Origin of the sequence: Adlercreutzia aquisgranensis, from assembly GCF_943193145.1 — a bacterium.
Classification (GTDB): Bacteria; Actinomycetota; Coriobacteriia; order Coriobacteriales; family Eggerthellaceae; genus Xiamenia; species Xiamenia aquisgranensis.
The window spans coordinates 106,011-130,012 of sequence record NZ_CALPDA010000008.1; the positions used below are offsets into that span (position 1 = coordinate 106,011).

20 protein-coding genes are annotated in these 24,002 nt (G+C 63.6%); 5 read left to right on the forward strand and 15 right to left on the reverse strand.

The annotated features are described in order from the left end of the window. Positions 1-57 precede the first annotated feature (57 nt). The 8 genes from NFR41_RS06275 to NFR41_RS06310 all read right to left on the reverse strand — a co-directional run bounded on the left by NFR41_RS06275 (position 58) and on the right by NFR41_RS06310 (position 10,456). Complete coding sequence (locus NFR41_RS06275; RefSeq protein WP_160214177.1) at positions 58-1,302, reverse strand: C40 family peptidase; 1,245 nt, start codon at positions 1,300-1,302, stop codon at positions 58-60. Between the two features lie 509 nt (positions 1,303-1,811). After that, positions 1,812-2,111: a YerC/YecD family TrpR-related protein gene (locus NFR41_RS06280; RefSeq protein ID WP_251231154.1), complete on the reverse strand. Its 300-nt coding sequence runs from the start codon at positions 2,109-2,111 to the stop codon at positions 1,812-1,814. A 49-nt stretch (positions 2,112-2,160) separates the two neighbouring features. Next, a complete protein-coding gene (gene cimA, locus NFR41_RS06285) occupies positions 2,161-3,750 on the reverse strand; it encodes a citramalate synthase (RefSeq protein WP_251231155.1) in 1,590 nt (529 codons plus the stop codon). Positions 3,751-3,760: 10 nt separating this feature from the next. Next, entirely contained in the window at positions 3,761-4,687 is a 927-nt protein-coding gene (locus NFR41_RS06290; RefSeq protein WP_251231156.1) for a branched-chain amino acid transaminase, read from the reverse strand. A 322-nt stretch (positions 4,688-5,009) separates the two neighbouring features. Then, positions 5,010-7,049 carry a carbohydrate-binding domain-containing protein gene (locus NFR41_RS06295; protein WP_251231157.1) on the reverse strand — a complete coding sequence of 680 codons (2,040 nt, stop codon included), beginning with the start codon at positions 7,047-7,049 and terminating at the stop codon, positions 5,010-5,012. 37 nt (positions 7,050-7,086) lie between these two features. Beyond that, the gene (locus tag NFR41_RS06300; RefSeq protein WP_251231158.1) at positions 7,087-7,779 is read right to left on the reverse strand and encodes a DUF4956 domain-containing protein; all 693 of its coding nucleotides are present in this window, start codon (positions 7,777-7,779) and stop codon (positions 7,087-7,089) included. Between the two features lie 80 nt (positions 7,780-7,859). Continuing rightward, positions 7,860-8,633 (reverse strand): polyphosphate polymerase domain-containing protein, encoded by a 774-nt coding sequence (locus NFR41_RS06305; protein WP_251231159.1) that lies wholly within the window; start codon positions 8,631-8,633, stop codon positions 7,860-7,862. A gap of 308 nt (positions 8,634-8,941) precedes the next feature. Beyond that, positions 8,942-10,456 (reverse strand): FAD-dependent oxidoreductase, encoded by a 1,515-nt coding sequence (locus NFR41_RS06310; protein WP_251231160.1) that lies wholly within the window; start codon positions 10,454-10,456, stop codon positions 8,942-8,944. A gap of 314 nt (positions 10,457-10,770) precedes the next feature. Here NFR41_RS06310 and NFR41_RS06315 point away from each other — a divergent pair, with 314 nt between their 5' ends. The 4 genes from NFR41_RS06315 (at position 10,771) to NFR41_RS06330 (ending at position 15,932) form a co-directional block, all read left to right on the forward strand. Further along, a complete protein-coding gene (locus tag NFR41_RS06315) occupies positions 10,771-12,288 on the forward strand; it encodes a LuxR C-terminal-related transcriptional regulator (protein ID WP_251231161.1) in 1,518 nt (505 codons plus the stop codon). Between the two features lie 134 nt (positions 12,289-12,422). Continuing rightward, complete coding sequence (locus NFR41_RS06320; RefSeq protein ID WP_251231162.1) at positions 12,423-13,142, forward strand: response regulator transcription factor; 720 nt, start codon at positions 12,423-12,425, stop codon at positions 13,140-13,142. After that, entirely contained in the window at positions 13,135-14,424 is a 1,290-nt protein-coding gene (locus NFR41_RS06325; protein ID WP_251231163.1) for a HAMP domain-containing histidine kinase, read from the forward strand. Before NFR41_RS06320 ends, NFR41_RS06325 begins: the two co-directional genes overlap by 8 nt. 122 nt (positions 14,425-14,546) lie before the next feature. Further along, complete coding sequence (locus NFR41_RS06330) at positions 14,547-15,932, forward strand: branched-chain amino acid transport system II carrier protein (protein WP_251231164.1); 1,386 nt, start codon at positions 14,547-14,549, stop codon at positions 15,930-15,932. Positions 15,933-16,031: 99 nt separating this feature from the next. Here the strand turns inward: NFR41_RS06330 and NFR41_RS06335 are convergent, their stop codons facing one another. The 6 genes from NFR41_RS06335 to rplM form a co-directional block, all read right to left on the reverse strand. Continuing rightward, on the reverse strand, positions 16,032-18,122 hold the full coding sequence (locus tag NFR41_RS06335) for a glutamine synthetase III family protein (protein ID WP_160214165.1): 2,091 nt from the start codon (positions 18,120-18,122) through the stop codon (positions 16,032-16,034). A 223-nt stretch (positions 18,123-18,345) separates the two neighbouring features. Further along, positions 18,346-18,993 (reverse strand): aspartate/glutamate racemase family protein, encoded by a 648-nt coding sequence (locus NFR41_RS06340; RefSeq protein WP_251231165.1) that lies wholly within the window; start codon positions 18,991-18,993, stop codon positions 18,346-18,348. Between the two features lie 109 nt (positions 18,994-19,102). Continuing rightward, positions 19,103-20,689 carry a PspC-like choline-binding domain-containing protein gene (locus tag NFR41_RS06345; RefSeq protein ID WP_251231166.1) on the reverse strand — a complete coding sequence of 529 codons (1,587 nt, stop codon included), beginning with the start codon at positions 20,687-20,689 and terminating at the stop codon, positions 19,103-19,105. 139 nt (positions 20,690-20,828) lie between these two features. Next, positions 20,829-21,560, reverse strand: a complete 732-nt coding sequence (locus NFR41_RS06350; RefSeq protein ID WP_251231167.1) for a hypothetical protein — start codon at positions 21,558-21,560, stop codon at positions 20,829-20,831. A gap of 278 nt (positions 21,561-21,838) precedes the next feature. Further along, positions 21,839-22,231, reverse strand: a complete 393-nt coding sequence (gene rpsI / locus NFR41_RS06355) for a 30S ribosomal protein S9 (RefSeq protein WP_160214163.1) — start codon at positions 22,229-22,231, stop codon at positions 21,839-21,841. Between the two features lie 3 nt (positions 22,232-22,234). After that, on the reverse strand, positions 22,235-22,669 hold the full coding sequence (gene rplM / locus NFR41_RS06360) for a 50S ribosomal protein L13 (protein ID WP_160214162.1): 435 nt from the start codon (positions 22,667-22,669) through the stop codon (positions 22,235-22,237). Positions 22,670-22,983: 314 nt separating this feature from the next. On the opposite strand from rplM, the gene NFR41_RS06365 reads away from it, so the two are divergent. Then, the gene (locus tag NFR41_RS06365) at positions 22,984-23,214 is read left to right on the forward strand and encodes a hypothetical protein (RefSeq protein ID WP_251231168.1); all 231 of its coding nucleotides are present in this window, start codon (positions 22,984-22,986) and stop codon (positions 23,212-23,214) included. Positions 23,215-23,218: 4 nt separating this feature from the next. Here NFR41_RS06365 and NFR41_RS06370 read toward each other — a convergent pair whose 3' ends face one another. Next, positions 23,219-23,917, reverse strand: coding sequence for a hypothetical protein (locus tag NFR41_RS06370; protein WP_160214160.1), 699 nt, complete (start codon positions 23,915-23,917; stop codon positions 23,219-23,221). Positions 23,918-24,002: the final 85 nt, after the last annotated feature.

Sequence of the window (24,002 nt, forward strand, 5' to 3'; positions counted from 1 at the left end):
CGTTGAAACTGATCGAGTTGCCGGTTGCGCGATGGAGCCCAAGCCGCCGGCAATCCGCTACACGAAGCGCAGGCAGTGGGTAAAGCCGGAATAGCTCAAGTCGTCGGTGTCGCGCACAACGGTGTTGAAGTTGGGCGCATGCACGTAATGGGTGCCACCTTCGTTAAGCGCGATCCCCACATGCCCGTTGAAGCCGTCCCCGTCGCCGCGCCACAGCACGTCGCCCGGGCGCGCTTCGGAAACGGGAAGGCGCGCATCGGCCCTGTGGTAGAGCGCCTCGGTCTGATGGGGCAGCGACATGCCTATCTGCAGGTAAGCCCAGCGAACCAGCCCCGAGCAGTCGAAGGAGTCGGGGCCCTCGGCGCCCCACACGTAGGGGCACCCCTTCTTGGAGAGCGCGTACTCGCACACCTCCTCGTGGGAGGGCACGTCGCGGGTGATCTCGGACGTGTAGGTGTAGATGCGCTTCGACCCTTCGAAGGCCACGGTCGCGCGCTCCATGTGGGCTTTCTCTAGCAGAGCGTCCACCTCGGCGTCCACCTGCTCCAAGAGCTCTTGCAGGTCAAGCAGCGTCTGCTCCGCTTCGTCCTTGAGCTTCTCGGCCTCCTCGGTCACCCGCTCGGCCTCGTCTATGGACTCGTCGGCCCGGGCCTCCTGCTCTTCCAGCTCGGCCTTGAGCTCTTCGGCCTTGGCGCGCTCCAGCTTCGTCGTGCGCACCAGGTCGGCATCGCTGTCGTTGAGCATGGCCAGAAGACTCCAGTTGCGAGCGAACTCCTCGAAGGTGGTGGCGCCCAGAATCAGGTCGAACGAGGTCGCCTGCCCGTCGCGATACATCTTGCGGGCGCGCTCGGCCAGGATCTTCTGCCCGGCCTCTATGCGGGCGTTGGCTTCCGCAAGCGCCTCCTTGGCCTCCTCCACAGCGGCCAGGGCCTGCTCGTGGTCGGCCAGGGCCTGCTCGTGGTCGTCGAGCGCCTTGTGGTAGGCTTCCTCGGATTTCGCGAGCGCGTCCTCCGCCTCCACTATCTGCTCGGCCAGCTTCTCGGCCTCGGCAATCTTCTCCTCGGCCTTCTCCTGAGCTTCGCGGGCAGCCTTCTCTTCGGCTTCCTTGGCCTCTTTCTCGGCCTTCTCCTGCGCTTCCTTCTCTTCGCGCTCTCGGCGCTCCTCCTCGGTCTCCTCGTCTTCCTCGTCGGCCCATGCCTGGGCGGGGTTGAGGATGACCGAGGCGCCCAGCAAGGCAGAGGCCGCAACGAACGATCGGCGGTCGAGGGGCAGGGATTCTATGGTTTGAATGGTACGAGCCATGGCGCGTTTCCTCCGGTTTGTGTGCGTCAATACCATCTCAATTGCGATTCGTTTTATCAAGTTTTTGGCATCTGACGTGGCCGTTTGGTAACGGTTGTGCGTCAATGCCGCGAGCTTGCACTATAGCATGGTATGCGGCGATTTGCACAGAATGCCTCTTCGTTATACGGCAATCCGCCAGAGCAAGCCCACAAGTTATGGGGTTCGTTAACGAAATGCATCAACATGTTGAGAGGATGAAAAGCTGTTCGCGACGAAACGAACACATCGCCGCCACAGGACGTCCACCTTTTTCCCCAACAACCAAGGTCAGGTTCGGCAAACGAAAACCGCGGCAGCAGAAGGGAGGGCGGGGGCAACGAAGGGCGGGGAGCATCGAGGGGCGGGGGCGAAAGGCGCAGAGGGCGAAGGAGGCAGGAAGCGTCGTGGAGCGAGGGCGAAGGGCGCAGGAAACGAAAGGGGCGAAAAGCGGCGGAAGGGACGGAGACGCAGAGGGGCCGAACCGGGCGTCAGACCCGCTCGCCGTCCGCGCGCAGCACCTCCAGCGCCGCAGCGTAGCCGCCGGCCCCGTAGCCCAGGCACTTGGAGACCCGTGCGATAGTGGTGGCCGACGCCCCGGTCTCGGACTCGATGGCGGCGTAGGACTTGCCTTCGTCAAGCAGGCGCGCGACGGAAAGCCGCTGGGAGATCTCGCGGACCTCCCGCACGGTGAACAGGTCTTCCAGCAGCGCCCCCACCGCCTGGGGGCTGTCGAGAGCGGCCAGAACGGCGACCAGGTCTTCCGCATCCCGTGCAGGCTCAAACGCCATGGAGCTCCCTTCTCGCCGCAGTGCCGAACCGCTCGTCCGCCGAGGCGCGCTACAGGGGAACGACCCCGGCGCGCACAAGCCCGTATTCTATCGAATCGACCAGCGCGTTCCAAGAAGCCTCGATGATGTTCTCGGAAACGCCTACGGTGCCCCAGGTACCCTCGTCGTCGGAAGTGGTGATGACCACCCGGGTGATGGCGTCGGTGCCGATGTTCTCGTCCAGGATGCGCACCTTGTAGTCCACCAGCTCCATGGTGGATAGCGTCGGGTAGAACGGCGTGATGGCCAGGCGCAGCGCGCTGTCCAGAGCGCCCACCGGGCCCACGCCCTCCCCCGTCGCCACCAGCCTGTGGCTGCCCACGTGCACCTTGATGGTGGCCTCGGACTGGGCGTCCTTGGCAAGGGCGCCGGAGTCCTCCCGGTCGTCGACGATGACGCGGAAGCTCTCAAGCGTGAAGTGCGGCCGGTGCAGCCCCAGATGCCGCTGAAGCAGCAGCCCCAGCGAGCCGTCGGCAGTCTCGTAGCTGTAGCCGCGGGCCTCGCGGGCCTTGATGTCGTCCAAGATCTCCTGGTCCTTGCCCGGATGCGCGGCCAGGTCGACACCCAGCGTGGCCGCCTTGGCCGTAAGCGACGCCTTGCCCGCCAGCTCGCTCACCAGCATGCGGGCGGTGTTGCCCACCGACTCCGGCCGGGCGTGCTCGTAGGCCTCGGGGAACCGGGCGATGGCGCTCGCATGCAGCCCGCCCTTATGGGCAAAGGCCGACGAGCCGGTGTAGGGATGATGGGCCGAGACCGATACGTTGCAGCACTCGGCCACGAACTGGGACACGCCGGTGAGCTCGCGAAGCGCATCGCCACCCACGCAATGGGCGCCCATCTTCAGCTCCAAATCGGCGATAACCGTGAGCAGATCGGTGTTGCCCACGCGCTCGCCGATACCGTTGACGGTACCCTGCACCTGCCGCACCCCCGCGCGCACCGCCGCCAGGGTGTTGGCCACGGCGCAGCCGGAGTCGTTGTGGCAGTGGATGCCCAGCTGGGCGCTCGGCAGCTCCGCAGCCGCGGCAGCTACGATCTCCTCCACCTCGAAAGGCAAAACGCCCCCGTTGGTCTCGCACAGATCCACCGAGTCGGCGCCCGCATCCGCTGCAGCGCGCACGCAGGCAAGAGCATAGGCGGGGTTCGCCTTGTAGCCGTCGAAGAAATGCTCGGCGTCGAACACTACATAGCGGCCCTGCTCCTTCAGGTAGGCCACCGAATCCGCGATCATGCGCAGGTTCTCTTCCAGCGAGGTCTGCAGCGCGCGGGTCACCTGGGCGTCCCACGTCTTGCCAACTATGGTGACCACCGGAGCGCCGCTGCCCAGCAAATCGGCCAGCCCCTGGTCTTCCCGGGCCGCAACGCCCTTCTTGCAGGTGGAACCGAAGGCGGCAATGCACGCATGGCGAAGAGGCAGGGTGCGCACGCGCTCGAAGAAAGCGATGTCCTTCGGGTTCGAAGCGGGAAAGCCCCCTTCCACGATGTCGATGCCGAAAGCGTCCAACCGCTCGACGATGCGCAGCTTGTCCTCTAGGGAAAGGGTGATTCCCTCGCACTGCTCGCCGTCGCGAAGCGTGCAGTCGTAGGTGGTCACATGCATGGTTTCAACCTTACTCGACGGGATACAGCCAATCGGAATACTCGGGGATCTTGCCCTGCACCAGGTCGAAGAAGCGCTCCTGCAGCGCGCGGGTGACAGGTCCCGGCTTGCCCACCACGCGCCCGTCCACGCTGCCGATGGGCGTGAGCTCGGCGGCCGAACCGGTCATGAACACCTCGTCGGCGATGTAGAGGTCGCTGCGGGTAAGGCTCTCCTCCAACGCGGGAATCTCCAAGTCGTCGGCAAGGTTGAGCACCGTGTCGCGCGTGATGCCTTCCAACAGGCCGTCGGACAGCGGCGGCGTGGACAGGATGCCCTCGCGCACCACGAACAGGTTCTCGCCGGTGCCCTCGCACACAAGCCCCGCCTCGTTGAGCATGATGGCCTCAGCGTATCCGTGCTCCTTGGCCTCCATCTTGGCCAGGATGGAGTTCATGTACGAGGCTGTGGACTTCATCGAGGGAGGGATGGCGTTGTTGGAGCGCTGCCGCCAGCTGGACACGCCCACCGCCACGCCGTTTTCCAGCGCGTCGGGGCCCAGGTAGGCATCCCACGGCCAGCAGGCGATGACCACGTCCACGTCCGAACCTGTGGGGTCGACCCCCATCACGCCGTAGCCGCGGTACACGAGCGGGCGGATGTAGCAGGCGGGCAGATTGTTCGCCTTGATGAGCTCCACCGTGGCCTCGCACAGCTCGTCGACCGAATAGGTGAGCTCGATGCCGGCGATCTTGCAGCTACGGTGCAGGCGCTCCATATGGTCGCGCAGGCGGAAGACGCAGCTCTCCCCCGTCTCCTGGTTGCAGTAGCAGCGTATTCCCTCGAAAACACCCGACCCGTAGTGAAGCGAGTGAGACAGCACGTGGGTGGTCGCCTCCGCCCAGGGCACGAGCGTCCCGTTCTTCCAAATGTAGTCGACTGCGGTGATTCCGGCCATGGCCTTCCCTTCTCGACAAGCGATAAATGCGTGTTTGCGCATTGTACGCCAGAAAGCCGCCGACGAAAGGCACTCCCTGGCGAAGGGACGCCGCTTCACCCCGAAGAGCACGCTGGATCGCGCGCCTTCCGCTTGCAGGAATCCGAGGGCACGGCCCCTTCGGTGTACTACCTGCGCTAAACGGTTCCGCTTCCGGCGAGCGCGTCGTCTCTCTGCCGCCCCCTCAGGAGAGCGCGGCCGCTCGTTGGGTCGAACAGCAAGCGGCGGCTCCGTGTAATGCGGGCCGCCGCTTTCGTTTGCCTTGGATGCCTTGGGGTGCGGGCTAGAAGCGCCCCATTCCGCCACCCTTGCCGCCCATGCCGCCCATGGCTCCCATGCCGGCAGCGGAGGCGTCGGTTCCGGCAGTCACCGCGGTTGCAGCGCCGCCCACCACCACCTGGTAGCCCTGCCCCGACACCATGCCGTCGCAGGAGGCCAGCACGCCCGTGAAGCGTTGGCCAGCGCTCATGGAGGCAATCGCCGTACCGTCGGCGTCGGCCAAGGCCACGGTGTCGCCGGCGTTGCCGGATACCTGGGCCGACACGAAGGGCTGGGTGGACTGGTCAAGTCCCGCGGTGTTGCCCACCGACCCCAAAAGTATGAAGGTGCCGCCGTTGATCACGGTCGACAGGTCGTAGTCGAGCGACCCGTCCATGCCGCCGCTCGGGCCGCTGCCCAGCACCAGGCCGCCGTTGATCTCCACGTTGCCGTTGCTGTCCAGGCCGTCGCTTCCGGCGTTGAACGCTATGGTTCCTCCGTTGATCTGGATCAGGCAATCGGAGCTGCTCTGGGCCATGCCGCCACCCATGCCTCCCATACCGCCCTTGCCGCCGAAGTCGCGCGCCTGGCCCTCGTCCGACCAATCGCCCAGCGTTTCGCCGGCGGGCATCTGGCCTCGGCCGCCGCGGTCTTCAGGCAGCTGGGACGGATCGAAATCGTCCATGCCCTCGGGCATCTGCCACCCTTCGGCCCCGTTGGCTCCCTCGGGCATCTGGCTGCCGTCGAAGCCTTCCGGACCGCCCGCGCCCTCGCCCATCTGGCTGGGCTCGCCGGGCGTCTGGGCAGTTCCCGCCGCAGCAGCCGTCTCATCACCGCTGGTCAAGTCGGCCACAGCCGCATTGAGCGCGTCATCGCTTGCCTCCACGGCGATGTCGCCGCCGTTCACGATGACTTCCTGGGCCTCCAGGCCCTCGACGCAGGACTGGATGTCGATGACACCGTCGTCCACCACAAGCCGCGTCTCCCCGTGGATGCCGTCGTCGCCGGCGTTGATGGTCATCTCGCCGCCCGCTACCAGCACTTCTAGGCTAGAATGAACTGCGTCGTCAGCCGAAACGATGTCCAGCTTGCCGCCGGCTATGCGGGCGTAGAACTCCGCCTTGATACCCTTGTCGCCCGCGTTCACCGCAATGGTGCCGCCGTCGATGCTCACGAAGCCGCGGGTGGCGTCGGAATCGTTGTTCGACTTGATGCCGTCGCCGCCGGCCGTCACGGTAATGGTGCCGTCGGCGATCTTCACACAGTCCTTGCCGCGCAGGCCATCGTTCGCCGCGTTGACGTTGATGGTGCCGCCGGTGATGACCAGGTCGTCCTTGGAGACGATGCCGTTCTCGTAGGCACCCTCCACCGTCAGCGACCCCGCGCCGTTGATGGTGAGGTCGTCCTTGCTGAACAGGGCTCCGTAGGGCTCGTCCTCGGCGTCGGCTGCGTAGGTCGCGCCGTCGGCCAGCGCGTTTTCGGAGCCGTCGGCCAAGGTGACGAAGCACTTGTCGGCGCTCTTCACGTAGAAGGCCGGCCCGTTGGAGCACGTGACGTCCACGCCGTCGAAAACCACCTGCACCTTCGCAGTGTCGGGGGCGTCCACCACCACATGCCCGTCGCTCAGGCTGCCGCTCAGCACGTAGGTGCCCTCTTCCAAGATGGTGACCACGATGCCGTCGGCCGCAGCGCCTGCGCCCTCCACGCTGCACCCGCCGTCGGCCAGCACCACCTTGGTGGCGGAAGCTGCGTCGTAGCTGGCGTTCGTATCGCGCTTGGAGTACTCCAAGTCCAGCGCGCTTGCATCGAAGGTGGCCGCCACCTCGGCGAACGTCTGCGCCGACGAGTCGCCTTGCGAGGCGCTGTCACCGTTCGAGCCCTGCGCGCCGCCCTCGGTCGCAGCGGCTCCGTCCTGCTGGGCCTGCTGGGCCGGTCCATCGGCCTGCCCCTCGCCGTTGCCGCATCCGCCCAGCGTCAGGGCGCCGGCTCCCAGAGAAGCCGCCACGGCCAGGGCCAGGGCGCCGTTCAGAAACGTCCGCCGTCCCTGTATGTTCATGTTCCTCATCGAAATCCTTTCATTCGAAGCAAAGGCCGCCGCTGCACTACAGCGTTTCGCGGGTCACCGCGCGGCCGAGGGATACCTTGCAGTTGCCGTTGAGGCACCGCACGTCGTCTATCAGGGCCTTCTCCATGCCCGGCTGCCTCATGCGCACCAGGTACTCAAGCTGGAAGAGGCTCCCCATGTTGGTGGTGCGCACCTCCACGAGCTCAGCGGAGGAGGTGTAGCTCGCCAGCGTCTCGTCGAACACGCCGTCGAAGTCCAGATCCTCAGGGATGGTGATCTTGAGCGACTTCTGGGGCTGGCGGGGCTTGCCGAAGGGCGACAGCACGTAGGCCACGTTCACGATGGCCACGATGACCGTGAAAATAACCGCCAGCGTAAGGAAGCCCATACCCGTGGCAAGGCCGATGGCCATGGCCAGAAACACGCTGCCGATGTCCTTGGCCGAGCCGGGGATGGAGCGGAAACGCACCAGGTTGAACACGCCCATGACGGCAATGCCGGCGCCTAGATTGCCGTTGACCAGCGTGATGACCATCTGCACGATCAGCGGCAGCAGCGCCAGCGTCACCACGAAGTTCTTCGAGTAGGCATGACGGAACATGTACACGCAGGCCACCGCCAACCCCAGCACGATGGAGGCGACGCTGCACAGCAGGAATTCCACCGTGGTCACGTTGCCGATCATCGATTCGGCGGCGCCGTAGACGGAGGCGAATCCGAGGTCTTGCATGGGAGGTCCTTTCAGTTGATCGATCGGTCTGTGGGCTAGGTACTGACCCGGCCCGGCTGTTCGACGCGGCTACGGCACCCTTAGGCGCACAGCCGTCTGCGCTCCTGTTCCAGTCGCTCCTGCTCCAAGGTGTAGGCGCTGCCGTACTTGGAGAACGACGAAGGCACGCAGCCCAGGCCCGAGAGCAGCTTGGCCAGCCACAGAGGGAAGGGCCCGGGCACCTTCACCTCGGCGATAACCTGGTCCCGTGGCAGCGCGAAGCCGTCGCAGCCCGTCACCAGGTCGCGGTAGCAGATGTCCACGTCGAAGGTGATGCGCACGCCCTCGGCCTCGGGTGCCTCGGGCAGCGGGGCCCAAGCGGTGCGGCTGCAGCTGATGAGCATGGAGGGCACCAGAGCGCCCGTCCGGGCGCGGAAGCTCTCGATCTCGCGGATGACCTGCCGATTTCGCCAAGTCAGGTCGCACCCTTCCTCGTCTCCGGCTACAGAGGCGCCGAAGTCGAAGGCGCCGCCGTCCAGGAACGCCCGGGCGCACCCCAGGGAGCAGCCCACGCGCCGCTTGTACACGATGCCCTTGAATTTCTTCTTGAGCTCGACGAACGCCGGGGTGTCCAAGCCGCAGGCGGCATCGCCATACCAACGCACCCGCAGCTTCTCCTTGTAGACGGGCTTGTCCAGCGACCGCTCGATGAGGGCTCGCTCGGGGGTGTCGTAGTACAGGCTCGTCACCTGAGTAGTGCCGAACTCATCGGGCGCCATGCGGGCTGCCAGGGCATCCTGCAGCCGCCGTGCCCGCTCGGCGCTCAGCCGGTACTTCACTTCCTTGCGCTCGAAGACGTCGTTGTAGCTAGCCATAAGCCTAAAACCGCTTTCGCTTCCGATGGATGGAGCCGTCGGGGCAACCGCCCCTTGCGAGGACGCAGCCTGACAGCCGCCCCTGCGCTGCGGCGCATGGTACAGGCCCATCCTGAAATCCCCCTGAAAGCAAGGGTGCGTAGTCGGTCCGAGCGAAAGGTCGGCCGCCGCTCAACCCGCTCGCACGAAAGAAGGCGGCTCCATCGGTCAGCCGGAAAAGCAAAAAGCGGGCCGGAAGCTTGCTCCAGCCCGCTCGCATTCGACGGTTTCGGCAACGCTCTTCGGCAGCCAAACCGAACGACAGTCCCTTATCCCAGAGTTGCCGCGTTCACCCCGGCCAATCGACCGAGGCTCAAAGCAATACCATGGCTTATACCTGGTGCGGTCATGGGATACTCGGCCCCAAAGCGACACCCCTGGGTGTTTCCGCATACGTACAGCCCGGAAACAGCACTTCCGTTTTTGTCGAGCGCTCGGCATGAATCATCGCAGTCGATGCCACCCATGATCACGAGCATGCTGCCCGGATGGCCCTCGTACACATAGTACGGCGGCTCTATAGCCGTCAACTTCGAAGGATCTTTGCCGAAGTCGCGATCCTCGCCCGCTGCTGCAAGCTCGTTGTACCGGTCGATAGTGTCCTGGAGCGTAGCGGCTTCGCACCCCACAACCGCCGCGGCCTCTTCGACGGTAGCGATTGGGTCAGGCTTCTTCGCATCGGGCCCTGGCTGAAGCACCTTGGGCCCCACTGCGTCTCCGGTAATGCAGTATGCCACCTCACCCGGGCATCGCATAATGACGTTGCTCAAGGATTGGGCTCCCAGCTCCTCGTTAACGAACCGTTTGCCGGAACGGTCCACGAGCAGTATGTCGGCAACATCGGTGAGATGGCTCATTGGAGCGTAAGGGGCTTTTTCCATAGCTGCGCCAGCCCAAAGGGCCATCTGGTGACCCTCGCCCACATTGCAAATGTCGCCATTGGCGTCCATGCAGTTATAGGTGCAGGTCAGGTTCGACGCCTGCGGCGCATAATATGCCACCATCTCTTCGTTGTTCCCGAAATCCCCGCAGGCAAGAACCACCGCTTTACGAGCGTTCACTCGAATATAGTTGCCATCAGCCGTTTGGGCAATCAACCCCACAACGCGGCCATCCTCTTGCACCAGCTGCCGCCCCCATGTAGCATAAAGAAACTCTCCGCCCTTGGACTCGACATCGCTTTGGAAGCTTTGCATCGGATAGAAGAAACCCGCGTCTTCGGGAAAGCTTGGATCGAAGTTGATGCTCATGGCAGTAGGCCATGCCGGATAGCGCCCAGACGGAAGCGCCGTCGCCTTCGTCATGATATAGACGTTGCCGTTGATTCCCTCCTCGGGAACCATCTCGCCCGGTTCGAGAATCTCCACGTTGCACAGCTCAAGAAACCACTCGAGGTCCTCCCCCGAATGATCGACCCAGTATTTGAGAAAGCTCTGCTTGGACATTTGCAGGGTATCTTGCATGTACCGGTTCACCAATTCGTTGCCATCGAACCGCGGGTAGCCGGCTTGCTGCTGATAGACGCTGTTCACCGCTCCAATCTGAGACCCCATAGACCCACGGCAGTTAAAGCGAGGGGATTTCTCGACCACGATAACCTTCGCGCCCTCGTCGGCGGCAGCACGAGCGGCTGCCATGCCCGAAATGCCGCAGCCGACGATGACAACATCGGCATCTTTGATTTCCCCGATATCGTCATCCGCGATAGGCTCAGGCGGCGTCAAAAACGACGGTTCGACGGAATTAGCCGAATCCCGATCCGAACCAGAGGCCACTGCCTTCACTCGACTGTCCTCCGAACGAGGACTGCAAGCCGCCAAACCCATGCCAACTGCCGCGCATCCAGTCAAGGCTCCCCCAACCAAGAAGCCCCTACGAGATAGAGTGTCCGCGTATTTCATGAATCCACCTTTCCTATCGTGTTGCCGGGATGGCCTTGAGCGCATCTTAGGGGCAGAGCGCAAAACCGATGTCATCCTCCAAGAGTGAATACCGCCTTTTTTCAGGCAAACCATGTCACCCAAAAAGAAGTATTGCCGCCCGCGAAGCACGCACGACAGGCAAACATGGGTATACTCTGCTCGGAGAAGGGAGAGAGATGGCACGAAGCCTTGGCTCATCGGGCAGAGGGGCCGCGATCGCAAACGCATTCTTTGTCGCAGGTATAGCGATGCTGTGGAGCGCCGGGTTCGCGGCATCACCCGCCAGGCACATCGGCGACGGGGCGATTCGAATGGCCATCCTGCTCATCCCCGGAGTCGTCATTGCGGGGCTCGGAATCAGCTGGAGGGCCAGAACGTGGCTTGAGGTCGGCGCCCGGCTCCCTCTTGCCTGCGCATGCTCAACCGCCCTCGCTTCAGCGGTTTTCGCCGACGGAGAAAACGCGGTGGCAGTCGCGATAGCCGACGCAGTCCTCAACGGGGTGCTGTTTTACGGCTGGATCAGCCTTTCGCTACAATCGCGCAGCACGATTCGCGACTGCTGCATCCCCTTGGGATTGATGCTAGGAAGCTTGCTGGCATGGTGCGAATCGAGCGGGTTCGCCATCAACGGACTGACGCGCACAGGATGCCTTAATCTCTCCTTTTTCTTTTTCGTCCTCTGTAGCGCATTCACCCACGCGCTTGCAAGCGCAGCAGAAGCCCAAGTCTTGCGGCCCTGCAGCCCCGAAAGGAACTCGAGCATACGCCTTGCGGTATCCCGCTACGGCATCCCGATAGCGGGGTCGATCGCCCTGGCGCTCGTATTCGGAATGATGACCGACCTCCACGGATGGATGGCGACGCCAAACGCCGCCGAGATAACGCAGCTTGCCAACGTTGCCGCGACGGCAGCCCTAGCCGTCGCCTGTTCGCTATGGCGTCGCCCCTTCCGCATTGATACGATTCTTGTTGTCGCCCTACCTTTGTTTGCGGCGGGGCTCGTGTCACAGCCCGCAGAAGCCGGAGAGCCCACCTTCTCGCGGCTAGCAATCATCGTCGGATACATTTCCTTTTTTGTGGCCGTTTGGGTATTCGTGCGCAGAGACGCCCCGTGGTTCCGCCCTGCCTCTATGCCGGCGCTTTCGCTATCTATCGGCTCTCTTCTCGCCTTTTCCCAGGTAGGACGCGGAATCGCTACAGCATTTACCGACCAGAGCCTGTTTTCCACGGAGACGCTTTCGGCGGTATCCCTCTCATTGTTTTGGGTTCTAATACTCCTGACCATCGGAGTGTACTGGCTAGCTCGAAGTCAAGCGGTGGACCGCGATCTGACCACATTGAAGACCGATTCGCCAGCCGAAACGACGCAAAGCCCGCAGCCCCGAGAACGCAGGGCGCCCGAAAGCGAGGAAGCTCCGCCTTCCCCGCATTGCGAGGGTGCGCCCGTCCCAGACAACAGCGTCGTATATGTAGACCGCGTCGCTTATCAGGCAAGGCGCCTTGCTGCCCAAATCGGCCTCTCAGCCCGCGAGCTTGAAGTGCTCGAGGACTTTGCGAGAGGACGCACGGCGGTGTCGATCGCCGAGAAACTCTTCATTTCGCCCAACACCGTGAAGACGCATCTTCGACGGATATACGAAAAGGCCGGCATCCACTCACGACAGGAACTTCTCGATATGATGGGGGAATTCTAGGCGTGCATGGGCGAGGAGCGAGGAAATCGAACACAGAGACACTTCTCCGTAAAGCTGGAAATCCTGATTGTTTCAGCCCTCTTTCAGCGTTGCAACTACAATAGGCGTAGTCCGTCGCTTAGGAAGGAGCGGGCATGCACATCCTCGTAGTTGAAGACGACGAGCGCCTGTCTTTGGCCCTCGCCCATATCCTGCGCGAAGCCGGCTACGACGTCGACGAGGCCCGCACGGGCAAGGACGGGTTCAGCTGGGCGGAAAGCGGCATCTACGACGTAATCATCCTGGACGTCATGCTGCCGGGCATCGACGGGTTCACAGTGGTTTCGAAGCTGCGACGAGCGGGCGTCGATACGCCGGTGCTCATGCTCACCGCGCGGGACAGCGTGCCCGACAAGATCGTCGGCTTCGACAGCGGCGCCGACGACTACATGACCAAGCCCTTCGCCCCAGCGGAGCTGCTCGCCCACCTGCGCGCCCTCACCCGACGCCAAGGCGAAGTGGTCTTCGAACAGCTACAAGCCGGCGACCTCACCTTGAGCCTATCCTCCTACGAGCTGTCCTGCGCGGACAAGTCCATCCACCTCAGCCAGAAGGAATTCCAGCTGGCGCAGGTGCTCATGAGCAACGCTGGGGCCGTGGTGTCGAAAAGCACCCTCATCACGAAGGTCTGGGGGTTCGACGCCGCCATCGAGGACAACAACGTGGAGGCCTACGTCTCGTTCCTGCGCAAGAAGCTGCGCTTTCTGGATTCCCGCTCCACCATACAGACCATCCGCGGCGCCGGCTACCGCCTAGTAGCCGGCAACGACGAAGGGGCAGATGCGAACGCCGAAAGCGAAGGCATCCATGCTTAAAAAGCTCCGCATCAAGCTGATATCGCTGATCATGGGCGTGGTGGCTCTGATCCTGGCCGTCGTGTTCTGCGCCATGTGCTTTCTCGACTACCAGCAGGATATCGCCGACGTTGAGGCCGCCCTGCAAACCTCCCTCGATCACACGGACGGCTTCGGGCGCGACCATTACGGCTTCGATAGCCCCGAGCCTCGCGCCATGCCCCCTGAAATCGGAGGACGCCGCGACCGCGGGCCCATCATCCCCGTGGCCGTCTACGCCGTGTCGCAAAACGGCATCGCCGAGGCGGTTCCCACCCGCATGACCGCCTCCCTTTCCGAAGAAACGCTCGTCGATGCCATCGAGGAAACCATCGACAGGCCAGACGGATTCGGGCACCTGTCCGCCCTCGGCCTCTACTTCGAGAAACGCACCGCCGGCGATATGACCCTTATGGCCTTCGTCGACGAGTCAGCTGCAAGCGGCTGGCGCCAGCTCGCCCTCATGCTATCCGGGGCAACCGTGCTTCTGCTGGCCGCCGTATTCGCCGTGAGCCTCCTGTTCAGCCGCTGGGCCCTGCGCCCGGTTGAGGAGGCCTGGCAGCGTCAGCGGCAGTTCGTCTCCGACGCTTCCCACGACCTGCGCACGCCCATCACGGTCATCCTGGCCAACAACTCCATCCTACTGGACCATCAGGACCAGTCCGTGGAAAGCCAGCGCCAGTGGGTCCAGAGCACCCAGCATGAGGCCCTTCAGATGCAGGGGCTCGTAGAGGACCTGCTGCTTCTGGCGAAGATGGACGAGAGCGCCGCATCGGGGCAGGGCGGCGCCGGCGCGCTCGCGGAGGACGTCGACCTGTCCACCTTGGTGGAAGGAGAGCTGCTCCAGTTCGAATCCATCGCCTTCGACCGGGGAGTGGGCATCGACGAGTGCGTCGAGGAGGGCATCCTTGTCAAAGGCGACCGCGCCCGGCTCGCACGGCTCGTGAGCACCCTGGTGGACAACGCCTGCAAGTACGCCGAGCCCTCCTCTACCGTATCCGTGTCCCTGTCCGCGAAGGGCCGGTTCGCCCAGCTGGCCGTCCGCAACCAAGGGCTCATCGCCGAAGCGGACCTCCCCCACCTGTTCGACCGCTTCTACCGTGCCGACAAAGCGCGCACGGGCGGCGAGGGCGGCCACGGGCTGGGGCTTGCCATCGCCCGGGCCATCGTCGAGGAGCACGGCGGCTCCATCGCTGCGGAAAGCTCCGCCGCCGAGGGCACCACGTTCACCGTGAAGCTCCCCCTCGAGCAGAGCGCCCGCTAGAAGCGCCGCCCGTAACCTGCGGATTCGCAGCCTCCGGGCAACAAAGGCCTTACCGTCGGAAAAGCACGGCCCCGCCCTTCGCGGCGTCCTTTACAATCGGACGCAAGCGAAAGGAGCGAGCCGTGTCCGTTCGGGTCAAAGACATCCTCATCATCGGCCTTGCGTTCTTCGCGCTGTTCTTCGGAGCCGGCAACCTCATCTTCCCGCCCTACCTGGGCGCCGAAGGCGGAGAGCTGTGGTTCGAGGCCTTCGCGGGGTTCGTGCTCATAGACGTCGTCATCACCAGCGTGGGGCTGTGGGCCCTCAACCGCGCCGGCGGCAGCTCCGTGGCTCTGGACGCCGTGCTCGACAAGGGGCCGGCGCTGGCGCTGAACACCCTGGCCATCCTGTGCACCGGTGTGCTCATCGCCGCACCGCGCACCGCCGCCACCACCTACGAGATGTCCGTGCAGCCGTTCTTCGGCGACAGCGTAGGGCTGCTGCCCGTCTCCATCGTCTTCTTCGCCGTCGTGCTGGCCCTCACGTACCGCCAGTCGCGCCTGGTCGACATCGTGGGGCGCTTTCTCACCCCCGTGCTGGTCGTCTGCATCGTGGTACTCATCGTGGTCGGGCTGGTCAGCCCGCTGGGCATCCCGACGGCACCTGCAAGCTCCTCGCCCTTGGGCGACGGCATCGCTGCGGGCTACCAGGCCATGGACATCCTCTGCATCGTCGGGTTCGCCATCGTGATGCAGGACACCGTGCGCACCTTCGGCTACGGAACCGGCGCGCTCAGCATGAGGGTCACGGCCCTGGCCTGCATCGTGGCGGCCGTGCTGCTGACCGCGATCTACGGCGGCCTCACCTATCTGGGGGCCACGGTGTCGGCAGGGTTCGACCCCGCCGTCAGCCAGGCGGAGCTGCTCGTCTCCATCGCCCACAGCCTTATGGGGCAGGCCGGCGTGGCCATCCTGGGCGTCATCGTGGGCTTCGCCTGCCTGACCACCGCCATCGGCCTCAGCGGGGCGGCGGCCTCCTACTTCGAGCGCATCACCGGCGGGCGCATCGGCTACCGGCCGGCGCTCGTGGCGATCGTCGTGGTGAACGCCGTGCTGTGCAACCTGGGGCTTTCCACCATCATCGAGCTGGCCCAGCCCATTCTCGACCTGGTCATCCCCCCGTTCATGACCACGGTGGTGCTCATCCTGTTCGTGAACCGCATCCGCTCCATCTGGACCTACCGCGGCGCGGCAGCCGGCGCCACCATGGCAAGCGCGCTCATGGTCGCGGAAAGCCTCACCGGACTCCTCCCTGCCGTGGAGGCGCTGCCGCTCTACAGCATCGGGTTCGCCTGGATCCCCTTCGCCGTCCTCGGCGGTGTCGCAGGCGCCCTGGCTGCGCGCATCTGCCGGAAGAGCGCCCCCGACGCCAGCCCCGCCCAGCGGGTCGAACGGCTCGTCGCCGAACGCTCGCCCTTCGCCGACGAGCTGACCGCCGGCGCCGACGCCCGCGCTTCCAAACGCCGCTGAGCGCAAACGAAAACCGTCCGGACAACGCCCCGCAGAGCGGGAACCACCGTCCGGACGGTTCGCATTGCACCCGCAGCGCTCCCGAGCGCGCAGGCGTCCTTAGCAGTAGAAGAGCATCTCGTTGTAGCTGGGCACCGGCCAGTGCTCGTTGCCTACGACCACCTCGATGGCGTCCACCGCCGCGCGCAGGCGCTCCATGACGGGAACGATTTCATGGGCGTAGAAGTCGGCTTTGGCCTGGGCGTCCTCCAAAGCCTTCGCCGTCTGGTGCGCATCGTCGAGCACCTGCAGCTCGCGGTCGATCTCGGACACGCCGCCCAGCAGCTTCTGCAGCAGCGCCTGCTGCGCCTCCACGTTGGCTGCAGGACAGGCCGCCTTGATGGCGTTGATGTCGGCAGCGATCTGCGATGCGTAGGCGTTGATAGCCGGCAGGTACTGACGGCGCACCATGCGCTTCATCGTACGCACCTCGATGTTGAGCAGCTTGGTGTACTTCTCCAGCTTCACCTCGTAGCGGCTGCGGATCTCGGTCTCGGACAGCACGCCGAAGCGCTCGAACAGCTCGATGGCCTTCGGCGACACGAAGCAGGGCAGCGCCTCGGCCGTGGTGCGGTGGTTCGCAAGGCCGCGGCGGGCAGCCTCTTCGGCCCATTCGTCGGAATAGCCGTCCCCGTTGAACACGATGCGCTCGTGGGCCTTCAGGGTGTCGCGGATATAGGCGATCGCAGCGGCCTCGAACTCCTCGCCCGACTTGCCTTCCATGGCGTCGGCGAAATCGGCCAGGCTCTTGGCCATGGCCGTGTTCAGGATGGTGTTGCAGTCCGACAGGTTCACGGAGCTGCCCGGCATGCGGAACTCGAACTTGTTGCCAGTGAAGGCGAAGGGGCTCGTACGGTTGCGGTCGGTGTTGTCCTTCAGGAAGTTGGGCAGCGTCTCCACGCCCAGGTCCATGGCCACGCGCTCGGCCGAGGTGTAGTCGTGCTCGTCGACGAGCGCGTCCACCACCGCGCCCAGCTCGTCGCCCAAGAAGATCGACACGATGGCCGGGGGCGCCTCGTTGGCCCCCAGACGGTGGTCGTTGCCGGCACTGGCCACCGACATGCGCAGCAGCTCCTGGTAGTCGTCCACCGCCTGGATGACGCCGGTCAGAAACACCAGGAAGCGCAGGTTGTCCATGGGGTTGCTGCCCGGATCCAGCAAGTTGGTCTTGCCGGCGCTGATAGACCAGTTGTTATGCTTGCCCGAGCCGTTGATGCCTTCGAAAGGCTTCTCGTGCTGCAGGCATACCAGGCCGAAATGGCTGGCCAGAAGCTTCATCTTCTCCATGGTCAGCAGGTTCTGGTCGATGGCCACGTTGCTGTTGGCGAAGATGGGGGCAAGCTCGTGCTGGGCCGGGGCCACCTCGTTGTGCTTGGTCTTGGCCGGCGTGCCCAGCTTCCACAGCTCGTCGTCGAGCTCCTTCATGTACTCGTTCACCGTGGGCCTGATAGCTCCGAAGTAGTGCTCCTCCAGCTCCTGGCCCTTGCAGGGGGCGTAGCCGAAGAGCGTGCGCCCGGTCATGACCAGGTCGAGCCGGCTGGCGAAGTCCTTCTCGGAAATGAGGAAGTACTCCTGCTCGGCGCCCACCGTGGTCACCACGCGCTGGGGCTCCTCTCCGAACAGCGCCAGCACGCGGTTGGCCTGCTCCTCGATGGCGTGCATCGACCGCAGAAGCGGCGTCTTCTTGTCCAAGGCCTCGCCGGTGTAGCTACAGAAGGCCGTGGGGATGCACAGCACCTCGTCTTTGATGAAGGCGTAGCTGGTGGGGTCCCATGCGGTGTAGCCGCGGGCCTCGAAGGTGGCGCGCAGGCCGCCCGAGGGGAAGCTCGACGCATCGGGCTCGCCCTGGATGAGCTCCTTGCCCGAGAACGCCATGATGGCCCGACCGTCGGAGAGCGGCTCGATGAAGCTGTCGTGCTTCTCCGAGGTGATGCCCGATAGCGGCTGGAACCAGTGGGTGTAGTGGGTGGCGCCCTTCTCGATGGCCCATTCCTTCATGGCATGAGCGACCACGTTGGCCACGTCTGGGTCGAGGGGCTGCCCCTCCTTGATGGTCTTCAGCAGGCTCTTGTACGTTGCGGAAGGCAGGCGCTCCTGCATCGTGTGCTCGTTGAATACCATGGAACCGTACAGATCGGAAACTCGTGCCATGCGTTCGCGCTCCTTATCCTTGCCGATTGAGCCGTGCTATCCGTCCGCAGCGGAAAGCCCCGAAACCAAGGCGAATCGCGGACGCACGCCGTGCGATCTCGGCACATACGATACCATGACCCGCTTACCGAAAGCTCTCTCACCACGGTTTTCATGGTAAAGGGGCAATGTTTCGTGCGGTTTTCCAAGGACGAAACGCTTCGTTTCGGCGCCTGCCAGCCCCTCAGCGATGAGCGGCCCCGTAGGCGGCGAAGGCACCCATGGCCACCACCGGATCGATCACCGGCAGCCCCGTCTCGCGCTGCAGCTCGCCGGCGATGCCGATGGTGGCAAGGCCGGTGCAGCCCAGCGCTATGACGTCGCAGCCGTCTTCGGCCATCTGCCGGGCCGCGCGAAGGCATGCCGCACGACCCGCATCGGTCTGCAAATCCAGCGTCGAGCTCACGCCCTCGGGCCGGTAGTTGCCCACCAGGCTGTCCCTCAGCTGCTCGCGATAGGCCTTCGGCGGCCAGTCCACGATACCCAGAACGCCCACGCGCTTGCCGGCCTTCATCGCCAACGCCACGGTGCACTCCCCCGCTCCGGCCACCGGCTTGCCCGGCAGGGCCGCGCGTACCTCGGCCAAGCCCGGGTCGTCGGCGCAGCTGATGAGGATCATGTCCTTGTCGACGAAGCGGGTGCGGGCCAGCTCCACGATCTTGGGCACCGCGATCTGCCCCAGCTCCTCGCTGTGAATGCCCTCGGGCTGGTCGGGTATGCAGGCGCTCTCCACGGAAAGCCCGGGGTAGGCCCGTTCGATCAGACGCCCATGACAGCTCAGCGCCTCGGGGTCGTCCAAGGTGATCACCCGTATAAGCCCGATGTCGAACATAGCCTCATCCTTCCGCTTGCATCTTGCAAGCCCATCATACCAAAAGAAAAGGCGCCGCCCGAAAGGACGGCGCCTATGCGATCGGTAGTGGTCGGCAGAAAGCCGACTGTTAAGGATTCAAACAAACCCCAGAAGAATCGAATCTGTAAAGCTTCCCGCCGATGACCCAGCTTCCGTTGGACAGCATCGAACCTTCTGGACCCGTTCCCGGAGTGTTCGCTGCCGGCCTCAAGTAGTACCAGTCCGACCCATACTTATACCACCCAGTATACATCGCTCCGCCACTGTCGAACGCGTACCAATACCCGTCGACCGAATGCCAGCCAACCCTTGCAGCGCCGTCGCTTCCAAGGTAATACCAGTATCCGGCAGGTGATTTGTACCAGCCTGTCTCCATCACCCCAGACGAATCGAAATAATACCAAGATCCATTTATAAGCACCCATTGTCCACTCGCCATCGCTCCCGCCGAATTGAACCAGTACCAACTTGAGCCAATCTGCTTCCAACCAGTCCAAAGCGTGCCGTTGAGGTTTGCCCAGCACCACGACGACCCCCCATACGGCCTCTGCCACCCGGTTAGGTGCGTTGAAGCCATAGTCCAGGTTCTTCCCGCAGGCGTCGCGTACGTACCGCCCGAACATTTTGCATAGTTCACATACGAACCCGAAGCGGGATCCATTCCAACAAGGGACATGTTTCCATACGCGTCAATCGCATATCCTCCTATGACAGCATTCTCGAGCCCCGTAAACAACTCTGGTTGCCCAAATACTGCATAAAAAGGCAGTCCGTTGTTAATCCATCGCTTAACCTCGTCGTCATAAACGCGACCGGCCCACGCGGTGGCATTAAGCGTTGTTGACGTTCCGGGATACCTATGGAGCCTCAAGCCGCGCATCACCGCGCTCGCATCGGCGTTTGCTACATTGCCCTCGCCTGCCGCTTTGAAGTGTATCTCGTATTGCGAAAGAGACGACCCTGTCATGTACTGCGCCATAGAAGCAGCGCAAGCCGCCCAGCTATACATAGCCGACGACTGCTTCACTCCATTCAACCCCAATTGAGGCTTATATGGTGCTCTAGCGACCGGCGATTGAGCCGCCGAGCGATTAGCCTGAAGCGTCTGAAGCTCCACAATGCTGGCAGCAGGAATCGGGTTACCCGCCAAACCGTCCGCGGCACATACATCGCGGGAGATCGAACGACGGGTTCCGTCGACCTGCACGCTAACATCAACCTCGTCGCCAAGCTCGTTCAGAATCAACGCCGCGCCTGGAAGGGCATACAGCTCCCCCATGCCCTCGTTCAGAGACGTCGTCAGCTTGTACATTGGGAAGCCATCTCCCGAGTCGAACTGGACAACGGTCGCTATGAGACCGCTTGCTCCAACAACAGGCCACACAGCCATTCGGTCTACCCGAACCGCAACGCCCCCCTCGTCAACCAGGCTGACTGGAAGAGGGTCGAGCAGCAGCAGGTCTCCAACGCCGTCGTAATCAACGTCATAGCGTGATGGGAAGTCCACAGTCGACAGCATCGTGCCGATAAGCAGTGATGCTTTTTCCAGCGCATCGTCTTTGTCGATCCACTGAGGACTAGGCTCGCTCGCAAAAGCCCCAGCAGGAACCCCGAGCGAAAAAGCCAACGCTGAAGCGACGCATAGAGCAGATAAAGATCTCTTCACGAAAATCACCCCGTCTCTCATTGCCTTCTATACCGAGCGCTGATCTCAATGACCGCAATCGACCACCCCCTCTCGAAGCCAAATCAATGTCAAGACCCCAAGCAGACCGCGGTTTCCCCAGTGCGCTCAATCGGCAAAGCAAGCTGAATCACGGGAGCGCTTTGTAAATCATCTCTCCAGACAAGTAGTCCGATTCGTGCCTGTACGACAAGTCCGTCACCTCGACCCCAAGAAGGTCTGCGTGACGGATGGAACCCAATTCGTCGACCTCAACCAAGCCTTCCAGCAAAACCGAGCCGGATCCATCTCGCAGCCCTACGGGAATAAGCCACTTGCCAAAATCGACGGAGAGTTTCTCGACCTGACCCCCTGCAACCATCCAGAATCCGTCGCGGTCCCTCACGAGGGCAATCGACCCGCGGCGCTCGACGAAATCAGCAACGGCATCGGCCCCCTCTTCCGTCACGCCTTTGACCGTCACCGGCCAACCGCCGTCAACGCCTTCCGCGAGGAAAAAACCCACAAGCTTTTCTCCCGTATAGAGCGGGGCGTAGGACCAGGAGGCCGGCTCAAGGCCGCCATCCGCTGTCACGTCATAGGCCGGAATCGCATTTGACACACTCGCATCCACCGGATCGAAAGAAACAAGCAAACCCTCTTTGTCGTCAAGAAGCAGAGTGTAATTACCCCAATCTCGATTGTCGTTCTTCGCAAGGTAAGAAACGAAATCAAGCTCCCTATCGAAAGCAGCCTGCTTGGAGTCGGCCACGTAATCCTGCGTAGGGGCACCTTGAGAAACGGAGCACCCTGCAAAAAGAGCGATTGTCGCCGCGACAAGAAAACCGAATACAACCTTTTCCATGAAGCGTGCAGTAGTCATGAGCGTGCCCCCTCTCTCATATACACAAACAATATATATACTTTCCATCAAATAGTCAATCTCCATCGTTCGCGCCTCGTATGACAGTGGGCACAAACAGAAGGGGGCGCCCGTCGCAGCGTTTTTTCGCATCGCCGATGGATGCGCTGTGAGAACAAACAGAGACTGCCCAATGCAAAAGAGATACAACGGCCGCCATCATACCAAAAGAAAAGGCGCCGCCCGAAAGGACGGCGCCTGTGCAACCGGTAGCAGTCGGCGGAAAGCCGAACCGAACCTTAGCGCTTGGAGAACTGCGGGCGCTTGCGGGCCTTCTTCAGGCCGTACTTCTTGCGCTCGACCATACGGGAGTCGCGGGTCAGGAACCCGGCCTTCTTCAGCTCGGCGCGGTAATCGCCGGCGGAGAGCAGGGCGCGGGAGATGCCGTGGCGCAGCGCGCCGGCCTGACCGGAGATGCCGCCGCCGTCGATGCGGGCGATGACATCGAAATGATCCTGCGTATCGGTCACCTTGAAGGGGGTCTTCGCGAAATCGACCAGCGCCTGGCGCCCGAAGTACTGCAGGGCGTCGCGGCCGTTGACGGTAACCTTGCCGGTGCCGGGAACCAGTCGCACGCGAGCGACGGCGTTCTTGCGGCGGCCGGTGCCGTAGTACAAAGCTTCACCTGCCATGGGTTAACCCTCCATCTTGATCTCGCGAGGCTGCTGTGCTGCATGGGGATGATCCGGACCAGCATACACCTTGAGCTTTTTGCCCATGGCGCGGCCCAGCGTGTTCTTCGGCAGCATGCCCTTCACGGCATGCTCGATCACGCGCTCGGGATGCTTCGCCATAGCCTCTTCGAAGGTCTCAGACTTCAGGCCGCCCGGAAAACCGCTGTGGCGGTAGTAGCGCTTGGCCTTGGCCTTGTTACCCGTGACACGGATCTTGTCGGCGTTCACGATGACCACGAAGTCACCGGTGTCGACATGAGGCGTGTACTGCGGCTTGTGCTTGCCCTTCAGGATGTGCGCGGCCTTGGCGGCAACACGGCCCAGAACCTGGTCCGTGGCGTCGATCAAGACCCACTCGCGCTCGACCTCTTGGGGCTTTGCGTAATACGTCTTCACTGTCTTCCTCCACTGTACCTTGCGCGCGCCCCGCCCGAAGCACCTTGCCGCGAAACGGCCAGGCAGCAGGACTGCACGCCATTCGTCGTTTTTCAAAAGTGCAGGTCTAGCTGGCCGCCGGTTTCCTACGCCGGCACGGACTACGCTTCGGGCCTGGACTCCCTTTCTCATCCGTCGCCATCCACCCTGCGTTTACGGGGCTTTTGAAAGCGAACTTTTGCAGTTTAGGATACCTGTGTTTTATTCGTCAACGAAAAAGCGGGCGCCTGCGCACGATTCGCACAAGCGCCCGCCGAAGCGGCTATACTGGGCCCATGACGAAACCCCGTTACAGCCTCAGGCCCACCAGCACGCCCCTGCCCTCGCAGGAACCGCACGACAGGCGGTGCGACCCATCCGGCACCGGCCCGTCCCCCCACCGTCGCAACGGCGAGGCGTATCGGGCGTTCCTGCGGCCCGAGGGCGAGGACGACGACGGCTACGACCCCTATTCCGACCGTCCCGCCGACCCCGATCCCGCCGACGCCGAGGACCCGTGGCGTTAGGGGGCTATCGCGCCCGGACCTCCACGGAGTCCTTGCCGATGTGCACGTAGGCGTGGCCGTCGTGGTAGTCCACGTCAAGCTCGCCGTCCAGAATCTCCTGCACTGCCTCGTGCCACTCGTCCGCCCCGTAGTAAACGGCCCAGCGGTCGAACCACGCGATGCCGACGGCGGCCAGAGCCAGGTACATCAGCAGGGTCAGCGTCGACAGCACCAGGCCTATGATGCCGCAAATCCGGCCGGCCACCGCCTTGCCGTCCGCAAGCCCCTCCTTGGCGGCCGATGCCGCCAGCACGATGGCGGCGATGCCCAGCGCCACGCCGAGCAGCACCGTCTCGCAGGTGAGAATGGAAAGGATTCCGCAGACGAGGGCGCCTACGACCTTGCCGCTCACAGGCGACGAGGCGCCAACGGGTGCGCACGCAGGCTGCGGGGCTACGCTCTGGTAGGCGGCATAGGCGCCGGCCGGCGCAACGGGAGGCGGGACGGCAGGCCCTGCAGCTGCGCCTCCCACCGAGGGCTCCCCGTAGGGAAACGGCGCCTGGGGAGGCGCGGGGGCTGCCGGCACCTCCACGGAAGCGGGCCGATCCACTGCTGCTTCTTCGGCCGCGGCAGCCTCGACCTGCAGTGCGGGCGCGTCCTCGGCTGCCGCCTGCGCAGCCTCGGGGCCTTGCGGCTGTTGCGTTTCGTTTCGTTCGTCGGACATGGGTCTCTCCTTCGCTTTCCGCGCTCGATGCGCCAAACGCACCATCCCTCGCCCCGAGCAAAGCGAAGGGGCGCTGGACCAAAGT

Coding starts and splice junctions, on each gene's coding strand:
- NFR41_RS06275 (WP_160214177.1), bottom strand. CDS start 1,302: ATGGCTCGTACCATTCAAACCATAGAATCCCTGCCCCTCGACCGCCGA.
- NFR41_RS06280 (WP_251231154.1), bottom strand. CDS start 2,111: ATGGCGTTTGAGCCTGCACGGGATGCGGAAGACCTGGTCGCCGTTCTG.
- cimA (WP_251231155.1), bottom strand. CDS start 3,750: ATGCATGTGACCACCTACGACTGCACGCTTCGCGACGGCGAGCAGTGC.
- NFR41_RS06290 (WP_251231156.1), bottom strand. CDS start 4,687: ATGGCCGGAATCACCGCAGTCGACTACATTTGGAAGAACGGGACGCTC.
- NFR41_RS06295 (WP_251231157.1), bottom strand. CDS start 7,049: ATGAGGAACATGAACATACAGGGACGGCGGACGTTTCTGAACGGCGCC.
- NFR41_RS06300 (WP_251231158.1), bottom strand. CDS start 7,779: ATGCAAGACCTCGGATTCGCCTCCGTCTACGGCGCCGCCGAATCGATG.
- NFR41_RS06305 (WP_251231159.1), bottom strand. CDS start 8,633: ATGGCTAGCTACAACGACGTCTTCGAGCGCAAGGAAGTGAAGTACCGG.
- NFR41_RS06315 (WP_251231161.1), top strand. CDS start 10,771: ATGGCACGAAGCCTTGGCTCATCGGGCAGAGGGGCCGCGATCGCAAAC.
- NFR41_RS06320 (WP_251231162.1), top strand. CDS start 12,423: ATGCACATCCTCGTAGTTGAAGACGACGAGCGCCTGTCTTTGGCCCTC.
- NFR41_RS06325 (WP_251231163.1), top strand. CDS start 13,135: ATGCTTAAAAAGCTCCGCATCAAGCTGATATCGCTGATCATGGGCGTG.
- NFR41_RS06335 (WP_160214165.1), bottom strand. CDS start 18,122: ATGGCACGAGTTTCCGATCTGTACGGTTCCATGGTATTCAACGAGCAC.
- NFR41_RS06340 (WP_251231165.1), bottom strand. CDS start 18,993: ATGTTCGACATCGGGCTTATACGGGTGATCACCTTGGACGACCCCGAG.
- NFR41_RS06350 (WP_251231167.1), bottom strand. CDS start 21,560: ATGACTACTGCACGCTTCATGGAAAAGGTTGTATTCGGTTTTCTTGTC.
- rpsI (WP_160214163.1), bottom strand. CDS start 22,231: ATGGCAGGTGAAGCTTTGTACTACGGCACCGGCCGCCGCAAGAACGCC.
- NFR41_RS06365 (WP_251231168.1), top strand. CDS start 22,984: ATGACGAAACCCCGTTACAGCCTCAGGCCCACCAGCACGCCCCTGCCC.
- NFR41_RS06370 (WP_160214160.1), bottom strand. CDS start 23,917: ATGTCCGACGAACGAAACGAAACGCAACAGCCGCAAGGCCCCGAGGCT.